This is a genomic window from Neisseria sp. N95_16 (assembly GCF_002551535.2).
Classification (GTDB): domain Bacteria; phylum Pseudomonadota; class Gammaproteobacteria; order Burkholderiales; family Neisseriaceae; genus Neisseria; species Neisseria brasiliensis.
Genome location: NZ_PDBT02000021.1, coordinates 24,132 through 36,411, shown reverse-complemented (window position 1 = coordinate 36,411; position 12,280 = coordinate 24,132). Strand labels below are relative to the sequence as shown.

Below are 12,280 nucleotides of genomic sequence, written 5' to 3'. Positions count from 1 at the left end.
TTGCGGTTCTCGCCATTGTTTGTGTTTGCCTATATTTCGTTGGAATATAGGGTTAAAATAGGGCTCTTTTGGGCTTATTCAAATTAGGGACACGCCCTAGCTTATTTATCGTAATCATCAATAGTCACGAACAAAAAAAGAACCGCATTGCGGTTCTTTTTTTATGGCATTAACTGCCTTGTAATTTCAAGCGTTGGCCCGGGGTAACCGTGCGGGTGTTTTTGTTCCAGCGGCGAATATCATTGACATTCACATCAAAGCGGCTGGCGATGGTGTTCAATGTATCGCCTTTGCGTACTGTGTAAGCTACGTTTTGCACTTTAGCCGTATTGGCTTTTGGCTTGGCTGCAGCAACGCGTAACAATTGGCCTTTGCGGATGTTGTTGCCTTTGATGTTGTTGGCGGTAATCAAATCGGCCACGCTCAAATTATAGCGTTGTGAAATGTTGTACAAAGTATCGCCTTCCGCTACACGGTGCATACCGCCGGCAACGGTTTGTGCCGATTCGGTTGTTTTCGCGCGTGCTAAGCGAGTAGCAACGCGTTGTTGCTGTTTGGCTTTATTTTCAGCCAATCGTGCTGCACGGGCTTTCGCTGCGTTTTCTTGCTCAGTCAGCTTGGCAACGGTTTCTTGAACCGTCTCCGCCGCTTGAATACGCGAAGTAGAGTCTTGTACCAAAACCATCAAAGAATCAGCTTCTTGGCTAGGCTCTTCAGCTTGTTGGCCTTGAGTCGGCAGCGGCAACGGTTCAGTCAAAGCCACTTCTGTCGCAACCGGTTCCGGCGTGGTTTCAACGGCGATTTCAACTGCTTTTTCGGCCGTATTATCCGCTGCGTTGGCAACCAAGCCTGAAGCCAAGCTTATTGGCGCAGGTGCTTGTGGTTTTGCTTCTGCAACCACGGTTTGGGTTTGGGCAACAGCCGCCATCACATCAACCGGAGCTGGGGTAGGCTCAACAGATGCCGGTTGTGGTTCAGCCACGGCTACAACTGTTTCAGCAACAGGTGCTTTGGCAGCGGCAACCGAAACATATTCAGCTTGAGTACGGCTGACAAAGTCAATCGGTTTGCTTGATTTGGCAATCGGTGTCACGATGTTGGCAGCCAATGTATCAGCCACTTTAGCATTGCTGGCCAATTGAATTGGTGCCATTTCAGGCATGTTTGAGCGATAAGTATCCGGCGTATTATCGTTATCGATAAAGTTAATCGGTGCATTATTGCCACCGCTCAAGCTGTTTTTCGCCACCAAAATACTGCGACCGGCAGACAATGAATGACCGCTGATGCCGTTTAAACGTCTAATTTCGGCTACGCTCATGCCGGTTTCTGCGGCGATATCGCTTAAGCGGGTATTGCTGAATGAGGTGTATACATCCCAAGACAGCAAGGTTTCCGGTTTGGCGTTGCGGTAGTTTTTCTCGAAGGTTGCAGCGGCACTGGCCGGTAACAATAATTTGCGGTTGGCTCTAGGAATGAATACCGGAGCGTTAAACGCTGGATTCAATGCCAAAAATTCGCTTTCACCGATGTTGGCCAAGCGGGTAATGGCGCTGTGATCAATCGGTTGATCAATATCCAAAGCTTTGAAATATGGCTGATTGCTGATTTCGCTCACGTTCATACCATACGCTTGCGGATTGGCAACAATATTACGCACAGCCAATAATTTCGGCACGTAATTGCGTGTTTCATTCGGCATGCGCAGGTTTTCGTAGGTTGGCTCCAAGCCTTGTGCGCGTGCGCGGTTGATTGCACGGCCGACATTGCCTTCGCCCCAGTTGTAGGCAGCCAAAGCCAAAGACCAATCGCCAAACATACGATGCAGATATTCTAAATAATTCAATGCGGCATTGGTTGCAGCGTACACATCATGGCGGCCATCATATAATGCGGTTTTTTCTAAGCCGTAATGGCGGCCGGTTGCCGGCATAAACTGCCACAAACCTGAAGCGCCAACATGTGATTTTGCCTTGGTTACATAGGCACTTTCAATGAAAGGCAGCAAAGCAATTTCGGCAGGCATATTGCGTTTTTTAACTTCGGTAGCAATATGATACATATAAGGTTTACTGCGGTTGATGGTGCGGTCAAAATAAGCACGACCAGCCGCAAATTTGCCTTCATGGCGGCGAACCAATTCGGTGTTGACTTCATTCATGCGGAAGTCTTTACGCAGAGAAGCCCACAAGCTGCCCGAGCCAAAGGTTTGTGATTTGGCTTGGTCAAGCAAAGCGGAATTCAAACGCATCATCGCCATGCCGACCTGATTCGGAGTGGCGTTGTTGGCTGCTTGTGCGTAAGTAGCGCCGGAAACGGCGGAAATACCGGAAATGGTGAGTGCAATCGTTTTCAGTTTTGCCATAGTCAAAAATGATAGTAAGATAGAATAAATTTAGTCAGTTGGATACTACTGTTTGACGTTGTACGCGTCAAGCCGATAAGCTCGGTATTTGCAGACACTGTGGCCTTAATGCCAACTTTTTGACAAAAGTCATGGCCTTGCGTGTAAAAACTTGACGCTATGGTATAAATTGATACCCAATTTATAATGAGGCCGTCTGAAAGTAAGGAGCGCAGATGAATAATTGGTTTGAACAAACCGTAATGGGGCAATATGTTGCGCAAAAAGAGCGGCAGTTTTTTCAAAAGCATGTATGCATTGCCGATAATCAACAGGCAGCGCAAATCGGGCAGGCTTGGTTGAGGCCGTCTGAACAGCTGATTTATGTTCCCGATGATGTGCGTATGGTTGCAACCGAAATGGCTTGGGAAAGTCAATCATTGGATATGTTGCTGCTGCCGCACAGCCATGAATACAGCGATTCGCCGCTGCTGGCATTGACTGAAGCTGCCAGAGTATTGAAGCATGGCGGCAAATTGATTGTGACCGGTTTTAATGTGAGCTCACTTTGGTGTGGCAGTAAATGGTTTGATGGTAAACGTCTGCCGCATAAAGAAAATTGTTTGACCTTGCCGCAATTTAAGCAGCAGATTCAGAATTTGGGTTTCGAAATCGAATACGGGCAATTTATGGTATATGTGCCGCCGGTTGAGCAAGAATCAGCGTTGAAATTTTGGCAATTTTTGGAAAAGGCAGGGGATCGTTGGTGGCCACAATGTGCTGCCGTCTATGGTTTGGTCTTGGTCAAGCGCATGGCTGGGGTAACGCCGTTGCCGGAACTTGAAGAAGAGTTGGCAGAGCAGCCGGTGGCTTTGACGATTGCCAGAGTAGAAGGAAAATAGGGCATTTTTGCAGAGTTTTACCTTTTTCAGACGGCCTAATACTTTAAAATAAATGCGGTTGGCTTTATTGTTTTGTTTTCTTTAATTTAAGATTATTTTCATTCAAAGATTATGCCCGAATTACCTGAAGTGGAAACCACATTGCGTGGAATTAGCCCGCACATAGCCAAAAAAACGGTTTCATCGGTTGAAGTGCGCCAGCCTAAATTGCGTTGGCCGATTCATCCTGAATTGGCGCAGATTTTACACGGACAAACCGTGCTTGATTGTCAGCGCCGTGCGAAATATTTGATGATTCAATTTGATACCGGTATTTTGCTGATTCATTTGGGTATGTCAGGCAGCTTGCGGATTTTTACCGCCAGTGACGAACGCATAGAGACACACGACAAACATGATCATGTTGAAATCCGTTTTTCAGACGGCACATTGCTGCGTTATCATGACCCGCGCAGGTTTGGCGCATTTTTATGGTATGAAGGTATTGCCGAGCACCATCCGCTATTGGAAAAATTAGGTCCTGAGCCGTTGTCTGATGATTTTAACGCTGAATATCTGTATCAAAAATTGAAACCGCTTAAGCGCGCGGTGAAGTTGGCTGTGATGGACAATGCCGTTGTGGTGGGTGTGGGTAATATTTATGCAAACGAAAGTCTGTTTAAAGCAGGCATCTTGCCGCAGCGCCCAGCGAATAAAGTGACTAAAAAAGAATGCGCTTTATTGGTTGAAACCATCAAAGCAGTATTGCAACGCGCGATTGATACCGGTGGCAGCACTTTACGCGATTTCGTCAACAGCGATGGCAAAAGCGGTTATTTTCAGCAGGAATACGCCATGTACGGCAGACACAACGAGCCTTGTTTGCAATGTGGTCAGTTGATTCAAAAACAGACTTTGGGTCAGCGGGGTACTTTTTATTGTGTGCATTGCCAGAAATAAGGTCGGGTAAGGTCTCGGCCGTCTGAAAACAAATGGAATATAAGAAAAATATGTCTTCTCCAAAAGCCTCATTCACCACACGCCTGCGCCGCTTATCGCGCTTGACGGCGTGGCTTTATCAAACTGCTAAAGACCTGAGCAACATCGATGGCAATAATCCAGAACAACGCAATCAGGCGGTGTTGGCTTTAGGTCAAGGCGCGCTGAATGCTTTGGATGTTGAGCTGGAAATCGGCACTCCGCCACAGCAGCAATCGGTAAACGGCACTTTAGTCGTGGCCAACCATGTGTCGTGGCTGGATATTTTTGCCATGAGCGCGGTGTATCCGAGCAGCTTTATCGCGAAGCAGGAAATCAGCAAATGGCCGGTATTGGGCAAAATGGGCAAAAATGCCGGCACCGTATTTATCAACCGCAATTCCCGTCGCGACATTGAGCCGATTAACCAAGCGATTGGCGCGGCTTTGCGTTCGGGGCAAAACGTGAGCTTCTTTCCCGAAGCGCGGACGTCTTCAGGCAAAGAAGTTTTGCCTTTTAAAGCGGCCTTATTCCAATCTGCTATTGATGCCGATGCGCCGATTCAGGTGGTGACTTTGCGCTATTACGACAGCTTGGGGCGGCGCAGTATTGAGCCTTCTTATGCCGATGTAAACTTGGTGTCATCCTTGTGGCGTATCATTTCCATGAAAAAAATCCGCATTCGCTTGGACTTTGCGCCTTTATACAGGCCGTCTGAATATCCGAATAGCGACCGTTATGCGCTAAAGGATATTGCGGAAAATTATGTGCGCCTAAATATTGAAGCAGATAAAAATAGTTTTGAATAAGCCTTGAAATTTTTCAGACGGCCTCTATTTATATTTTTAGAAGCAGTGATATAATTTATAGTTTAAGATTATTAAGATTATTTGAACTATAAATTATACAAATGAAAGTCGGTGGGTTAGAATGTGCACATTGATTTTCAACACCCTTATTAAACCTAATCTAAAAGGAGCTCAAAATGGCTTTGCAAGATCGTACTGGTCAAAAAGTACCTAGCTGTGTATTCCACACTCGCGTTGGCGACGCTTGGAAAGATGTTTCTACCGATGACTTGTTCGCCGGTAAAAAAGTAGTGGTATTCTCATTGCCAGGCGCATTTACCCCAACTTGTTCATCTTCACACTTGCCACGCTACAACGAATTGGCTAAAGCGTTCAAAGAGAACGGTGTAGATGCTGTATACTGCGTATCTGTAAACGACACATTCGTAATGAATGCTTGGGCTGCTGAAGAAGAGTCTGACAACATCGTGATGATCCCTGATGGTAACTGCGAATTTACCGAAGGCATGGGTATGCTGGTTGACAAAAACGATCTGGGCTTCGGTAAACGCTCATGGCGCTACTCTATGCTGGTTAACGACGGCGTAGTGGAAAAAATGTTCATCGAGCCGGAAGAACCAGGTGATCCATTCAAAGTATCTGACGCTGATACCATGTTGAACTACATCGCTCCAGAGTGGAAATCTCAAGAGTCTATTGCGATCTTCACCAAACCAGGCTGCCAATTCTGCGCTAAAGCTAAAAAAGCTTTGGAAGACAAAGGCCTGTCTTATGAAGAAATCGTATTGGGTAAAGACGCTACTGTGACTTCTGTTCGCGCCATTACCGGTAAGATGACTGCTCCTCAAGTATTCGTTGGTGGTAAATACATCGGCGGCAGCGAAGAGCTGGATGCTTACTTGGCGACTGTTTAATCATTCATGATTAATCGCTAAAAAATAAAAAACAGTCTTCGGGCTGCTTTCCTGAATAATGTTAGAGTTATTCAGGTAATGCCGAACATTGCGCGGTATTACCTGAGTAACTCTATATTTACAAGGAAATCCGGCTATTATGAAATTTAATCGGGGTTTCTGAAAAAACAATTAGGCCGTCTGAACACGTTTAGGCTGCACTTATAAAGGACTCGACAATGAAAAAAATTCAAGCAGATGTAGTGGTAATGGGCGGCGGTACTGCCGGTATGGGCGCGTTTCGTAATGCCCGTTTGCACACAGACAATGTTTACCTGATTGAAAACCATGTCTATGGCACAACCTGCGCACGCGTTGGCTGCATGCCTTCTAAATTATTGATTGCCGCTGCCGAAGCCCGTCACCATGCCTTGCATACCGATCCATTCGGTATTCATTTGGATAAAGACAGCGTAACGGTTAACGGTGAGGAAGTGATGAGCCGCGTCAAATCTGAGCGTGACCGTTTTGTCGGCTTTGTGGTGAGCGATGTAGAAGAATGGCCTGCTGATAAACGCATCATGGGCACTGCCAAATTTATCGATGCCAATACCGTGCAAATTGACGATCACACCGAAATCACAGCCAAAACCATCGTAATTGCGACCGGTTCGCGTCCGGTTGTGTTGCCGCAATGGCAAGCATTGGGCAACAAAGTCATCATCAACGACGATGTATTCTCATGGGATACACTGCCGAAAAGCGTAGCGGTATTTGGTCCGGGCGTGATTGGTTTGGAATTGGGCCAAGCCTTGCATCGTTTGGGTGTGAAAGTTGAAGTGTTCGGTGTGGGTGGTGCGTTGGGCGGCATTTCTGACCCAGTGGTATTGGAAGAAGCCAAAGCCGTATTCGGTGAAGAAATGACCCTGCATTTGGATGCCAAAACCGAAGCTGCATTGGATGCAGACGGCAATGTCGTGGTGAAATGGGAACAAGATGGCGAAAGCGGTGAATTTACTGCCGAATACCTGTTGGCTGCCGTTGGCCGTCGCCCGAACGTGGACAATATCGGCTTGGAAAACTTGGATATCAAATTGGACGACCGCGGTGTACCGACTGCCGATCCGCTGACCATGCAAACCAGCATTCCAAATATCTTCATCGCCGGTGACGCATCGAACCAATTACCATTGTTGCACGAAGCTTCAGACCAAGGCAAAATCGCCGGTGACAATGCTGGCCGCTTCCCAAATCTGGAACAAGGCTTGCGCCGCAGCACCATCGGTGTCGTGTTCACCACGCCGCAAATCGCTTCGATTGGTTTGAAGTATGCACAAGTTTCTGCCAAATATTCAGAAGACCAATTTGTCAGCGGTGAAGTATCGTTTAAAAACCAAGGCCGCAGCCGTGTGATGTTGGTTAACAAAGGTCATATGCGCGTTTACGCCGAGCAAGGCACAGGCTTATTCTTGGGTGCAGAAATCTTTGGCCCGGCCGCCGAGCACTTAGCGCATTTGTTGGCTTGGGCGCATCAAATGAAAATGACCATTCCGCAAATGTTGGATATGCCTTTCTATCATCCGGTGATCGAAGAAGGCTTGCGCACCGCATTGCGCGATGTGAATGCCAAATTGAAATTGGCTTAAATTTAAAACTGACTCAAAGGCCGTCTAAATCTTTCAGACGGCTTTTTTTATTTGATTAAAATTAAATAAAATAATGGCCGTCTGAAAATAATATCGTGTAGAATCATTTCAAATCGTTTCATAAACTATTTCAAGGATAAAAAAAACATGAAAAAATTCCTGTTATTAATCGTTGCTGCTGCTCTGATTGCCCCTTTGTCTGCACAGGCTATGGGCACAAAGCCGACTGAGAAAGCAGCCGCCTCACAACCTGCCAAAGCAAAAGGCGTATGGATTGATGTGCGTACACCGGAAGAATTTTCTCAAGGTCATTTGCGCAATGCGGTCAATATTCCGGCAAATGAAATTACCGCCAAAATCAAACAAGTCAGCCCGGATAAAAATGCGCCGATTAACCTTTATTGCCGCAGCGGCCGCCGTGCCGAAGCCGCTTTAGAAGCCTTGAAAAAAGAAGGTTACACCAATGTAACTAATCATGGCGGTTATGAAGATTTATTGAAAAAAGGTTTGAAATAATCATTGAGGCCGTCTGAAATAAAATATGTTCAGACGGCCTTGATTTTAAAAACATAAAAAAGGAGATTTTATGAAAGCGTTAAAAACTTTAGCTGTTGCAGTATTTGCTACCACAGTAATTGCTGCTTGTTCTACCTCAACCAGTAACCCCATCCCGATCATGCGACCAGGAAAGCAGATGAACCAAACGCATTCAGTTGACAGCCGATACACTTTCGATGAAACGGTTAACCGCCTGCAAAACGCAGTCAAAGAAAAAGGCATGAATGTGTTTGCCGTGATTGATCATCAAGCGGCGGCCAAAGAGAGTGGCTTGGATATGCAACCGGCAAAAGTGATTGTGTTCGGCACACCGAAAGCCGGCACGCCTTTGATGGTGAAAGATCCTGAATTTGCCTTGCAATTACCGTTGCGCGTATTGGTAACGGAAGCCGACGGGCGCGCGAAAGTGGTGTTCAACGACACGCGCGCGCTGATTGCGGGCAGCAAAATTGACTATGCTGAAGTAGAAAATGCGTTGGCCAATGCGGAGAAACTGATTCGCAAAGTGGCGATTATCAATAAGTGAGGCCGTCTGAAACGTTTCAGACGGCCTTTGCAATATGATTTAATCTTGTGCATTACGGCAGACATCAATTGCTTCCTGCAAGCTGCCCACGCCGAAAATCTCCAAATTCGGAAATTCTTTCACATTGCGCGGCATATTGGCTTTCGGCACGATGGCGCGTTTGAAGCCGAGTTTTTCCGCTTCTTTTAAGCGTTCCTGACCGCGGGCAACAGGGCGTACTTCGCCGCTCAAACCGATTTCCCCAAAGGAGACCATTTTTTCCGGCAAAGGGCGGTTGCGGAAGCTGGAAAGCATGGCAAGGATGACGGCTAAGTCGGCTGCGGGCTCGCTGATTTTCACGCCGCCGACGGCGTTGAGAAACACATCTTGATCAAAGCAGGCGATGCCGCCGTGGCGGTTTAACACAGCCAGCAGCATGGACAGGCGGTTTTGTTCAAGGCCGACGGTGAGGCGTTTGGGTGTAAAACCGTGGGCATCATCAACCAAGGCTTGGATTTCCACCAATAAAGGCCGTGAGCCTTCCTGCGTCACCAATACACACGAACCCGGCACATCGTCGCGATAGCTCGCTAAAAAAATCGCCGATGGGTTCGACACACCTTTCAAACCTGTTTCCGTCATCGCAAATACACCCAACTCATTGGCGGCACCGAAGCGGTTTTTAATCGCGCGTATCATGCGGTAATTGGAATGCTGGTCGCCCTCAAAATACAGTACCGTATCCACCATATGCTCCAACACGCGCGGGCCGGCAATCGCGCCGTCTTTGGTGACGTGGCCGACCAAAATCATGGCGATACCCATTTGCTTGGCCATACGCGTCAGTTGTGCCGCACATTCGCGCACTTGCGACACGGAGCCGGGTGCGGACGTGATTTGGTCGGAATACATGGTTTGAATCGAGTCGATGACCACCACTTCCGGTTCGTGTTGTTTTAAGGCCGTCTGAATCGCTTCCATGCGGATTTCAGCCAACAGATTCACGCCATCAGTCGGCAAATCCAAACGCTGCGCGCGCAAGGCGACCTGTTGCGCCGATTCCTCGCCTGAAACATACAAAACTTTGCGCGTTTGCGCCATTTTGGCGATGGTTTGTAACAACAGGGTCGATTTGCCGATGCCCGGATCGCCGCCCAACAAAATCACAGCGCCATCAACCAAACCGCCGCCCAATACGCGGTCGAGTTCGCCCATACCGGTCGGGTTGCGCGGCACTTCGGTGGCGGTCACGGCAGATAAAGATTGCACGCTCGAGGTATCCGCCGCCCACGATTGGAAACGCGCGTTTTTCGGTTCGGGCGCGGCCAAGCTTTCCTGCAAAGTATTCCATTCGCCGCAATGCGGGCATTTGCCTTGCCATTTGGGCGATGTGCCGCCGCATTCGGTGCATTGGTAAACGGTTTTCGGTGCTTTTGCCATGACGGATTCCGTAAAATAAGGGATGAAGCCGTTATTATACGCATGCCGCTTCATGCCGTCTGAAACTTTTCAGACGGTATGGACTAAGGTTTTTCAACAAGGTGTTGTATTTTTGTTTGTGTTTATACCGCATTCAGACGGCCTTGAATCGTGCTTTTATTCGCCAAATCATTGCTTTTCACAATGATACCGTCAAAATTTTTGATAACGATTGTCGCCCGATAAAGATTGTGATATAAATTAGTAAATAAACTCTAAACTCTAAAACACATCATCTAAAAAGAGGTTGTATGGCATCTGCAGAATCTACATTGCAGCCGGTAAACATGGATACGGCTGCTTTTTTGCGACATATCGAAGAGACTTTTGCGCGTGTATTTGGCGCAGGATTAAGCTTGATGCAATATCTGCCGGAAGACAAATGGCTGGAATTGAAAAATGCCGGTTTGCTGCTGCCGTTTTTGGATGAAAAACACGGCGGCCGCAAAAACAGCCAGTTTGAAATTCAAGAAGTATTGCGTTTGGCCGGCCATTACGGCGTGCCCGTAACTTTGCGTACCGGTATTGAAGGTGCGCTGGTATTGCAGCCGTTGCAAGAATTCGGCAGCGAGTCGCAAATCAAGCTCGGTTTGGACTTGATTTTCAAAGGCGAGGGCGGTGGCTTGGGTGTTACCGAGCCGGAAACTTCAGGTGCAGCCATCGCGCGTGAAATGCAGTCGTTTTACGAGTATGTTGATGACGAAACCGTTTACGTGAAAGCGGCGAAATATTGGCAGGGCAATTCTCAAAGCGATTTTCTGCTGGTGGCGGCCAAAGAGCGCAAAAACGGCAAATTGTCTAAAGTCATCAATTTATTATTGGTGCCGAGAGAATACATCCGCTGCGAAGTATTGAAATCGGAAGGTTTGCGCGCGGTGCGTTACGCGATCAACCGCATTGACGGCAATATTCCGGCCAATTTGGTGATGAAATTGTCGGATAGCGATGCCGCCAGCTTGCGTGCGTTCCAAAACATTTTCATCCGCAGCCGCCTGCAATTGGTCGGTATGACGCACGGCATCATGGAATACATTGTCGCCAACACGCAAAAATACGTGCGTAACGACATTAAATTCGTCGAATTCGAGCGCCGTGAAATCGAGCGCCGCTATGAAGTGTCGCAAGTGTTGTACGATTTCACTTGCAACCGCGTGTCACCGGATCAGCCGGTTAGCCATCAGGTGATGGAAGCCAATATTATCAAGACCTTGGCGACCGAATACACTTACGATGCCGCGCAAAAGCTGCAAAAATTACTCGGTGCCAAAGGCTTTGAAAGCGGCCATGTGGCCAGCAATATTGCCATCGACTTCCGCCCGTTCACCATTTTTGAAGGGCCGAACGACATGCTGTATGCCGAGATTTACGATGCGTTCAACCGCGCTACGGCCGAAGAAAAAGAAGCCGGCATCAAGCTCGACAAAGAGCAAACCCTGCTGCAACGTTTCAACAGCGACAAGCGCATGACGGCCGTGAAGCTGGATAAACGCAGCCTGCCGCAAGACATCACCGATTTCTTGGCATCTTATAAAATCGCCGAAGCATGCGCCTTGAAGAAAGTGTTTATCGGCAAAGTGGTGGCGAAATTGTTTGTGTTCATTCAAACCGAATCTGATACCGCTGCTGAATTCTTGCTGAAAAATATCCGCAAAGATATTTTGGATTGTGAATATTGTTGATGAGATAGGCCATCTGAAACAGCGGCCTGAGACCTTTGCAAAATCCCCATCTTTGGCACATTTCTTCGTTATGCGCTGCTCGAAAGCTTGCCTATCTTTATGATATGTCTTCGCTTTCTGCGCTGCTCTCACTTCGAACTGTACTCAAATCTGGGGATTTTGCAAAGGTCTCAGTTTTTTGCGCTTTATCAAAAGATGAATATAAAAGTCATGTTATGATGACCGAACTTTAACCCTAAAGCGAGAGTGAAGCCATGAGCGAAGAAAACAAAATCAAAGTCAACGATTTGCCGAATCAAGAAGCCGAAACCAAAGAAGAAGTGGAATTGCCGGTTTTAGATAATCAAGAAAAACGTGGCGGCCACAGTGAAGGCGGTTGCTGCGGTGCGTGCGGCGGTTGATTGATTATTTCTTAGGCCGTCTGAAAACGTGGTTTTCAGACGGCCTTTTCGTTTTTTAACGTTTTAATCTGCCGAATATTGTATTAAGTAAGTTCAATTTATCCTTC

11 protein-coding genes and 1 pseudogene are annotated in these 12,280 nt (G+C 47.3%); 10 read left to right on the top strand and 2 right to left on the bottom strand.

Going from position 1 to position 12,280, the window contains the following annotated elements; all coding sequences use genetic code 11:
- Positions 1-169: 169 nt before the first annotated feature.
- A complete protein-coding gene (locus tag CRG49_RS05125) occupies positions 170-2,365 on the bottom strand; it encodes a LysM peptidoglycan-binding domain-containing protein (protein ID WP_095503697.1) in 2,196 nt (731 codons plus the stop codon).
- A gap of 215 nt (positions 2,366-2,580) precedes the next feature.
- Between CRG49_RS05125 and CRG49_RS05120 the strand changes: the two genes are divergently transcribed.
- The 7 genes from CRG49_RS05120 to CRG49_RS05090 all read left to right on the top strand — a co-directional run bounded on the left by CRG49_RS05120 (position 2,581) and on the right by CRG49_RS05090 (position 8,635).
- Positions 2,581-3,246, top strand: a complete 666-nt coding sequence (locus CRG49_RS05120) for a class I SAM-dependent methyltransferase (RefSeq protein WP_095503696.1) — start codon at positions 2,581-2,583, stop codon at positions 3,244-3,246.
- 111 nt (positions 3,247-3,357) lie between these two features.
- On the top strand, positions 3,358-4,185 hold the full coding sequence (gene mutM, locus CRG49_RS05115; protein ID WP_095503695.1) for a bifunctional DNA-formamidopyrimidine glycosylase/DNA-(apurinic or apyrimidinic site) lyase: 828 nt from the start codon (positions 3,358-3,360) through the stop codon (positions 4,183-4,185).
- A gap of 50 nt (positions 4,186-4,235) precedes the next feature.
- Positions 4,236-5,012, top strand: coding sequence for a 1-acylglycerol-3-phosphate O-acyltransferase (locus CRG49_RS05110; RefSeq protein ID WP_095503701.1), 777 nt, complete (start codon positions 4,236-4,238; stop codon positions 5,010-5,012).
- 176 nt (positions 5,013-5,188) lie between these two features.
- Positions 5,189-5,926, top strand: coding sequence for a glutathione peroxidase (locus CRG49_RS05105; protein WP_095503694.1), 738 nt, complete (start codon positions 5,189-5,191; stop codon positions 5,924-5,926).
- 218 nt (positions 5,927-6,144) lie between these two features.
- A complete protein-coding gene (locus CRG49_RS05100; protein WP_095503693.1) occupies positions 6,145-7,551 on the top strand; it encodes a dihydrolipoyl dehydrogenase in 1,407 nt (468 codons plus the stop codon).
- Between the two features lie 147 nt (positions 7,552-7,698).
- Positions 7,699-8,067 (top strand): rhodanese-like domain-containing protein, encoded by a 369-nt coding sequence (locus tag CRG49_RS05095; protein ID WP_095503692.1) that lies wholly within the window; start codon positions 7,699-7,701, stop codon positions 8,065-8,067.
- A gap of 70 nt (positions 8,068-8,137) precedes the next feature.
- Entirely contained in the window at positions 8,138-8,635 is a 498-nt protein-coding gene (locus CRG49_RS05090) for a DUF302 domain-containing protein (protein ID WP_095503691.1), read from the top strand.
- A 39-nt stretch (positions 8,636-8,674) separates the two neighbouring features.
- On the opposite strand, the gene radA is transcribed toward CRG49_RS05090, so the two are convergent.
- Positions 8,675-10,054: a DNA repair protein RadA gene (gene radA / locus CRG49_RS05085; RefSeq protein ID WP_095503690.1), complete on the bottom strand. Its 1,380-nt coding sequence runs from the start codon at positions 10,052-10,054 to the stop codon at positions 8,675-8,677.
- Positions 10,055-10,344: 290 nt separating this feature from the next.
- Here radA and CRG49_RS05080 point away from each other — a divergent pair, with 290 nt between their 5' ends.
- From CRG49_RS05080 to CRG49_RS13300, 3 genes and pseudogenes are all read left to right on the top strand, one after another.
- Positions 10,345-11,772, top strand: coding sequence for an acyl-CoA dehydrogenase family protein (locus tag CRG49_RS05080; RefSeq protein ID WP_195690043.1), 1,428 nt, complete (start codon positions 10,345-10,347; stop codon positions 11,770-11,772).
- Positions 11,773-11,798: 26 nt separating this feature from the next.
- Positions 11,799-11,991 (top strand): annotated as a pseudogene (locus CRG49_RS13500) (lipoprotein signal peptidase).
- Positions 11,992-12,026: 35 nt separating this feature from the next.
- Positions 12,027-12,173 (top strand): hypothetical protein, encoded by a 147-nt coding sequence (locus tag CRG49_RS13300; protein ID WP_095503689.1) that lies wholly within the window; start codon positions 12,027-12,029, stop codon positions 12,171-12,173.
- The last annotated feature ends 107 nt before the right edge of the window (positions 12,174-12,280 follow it).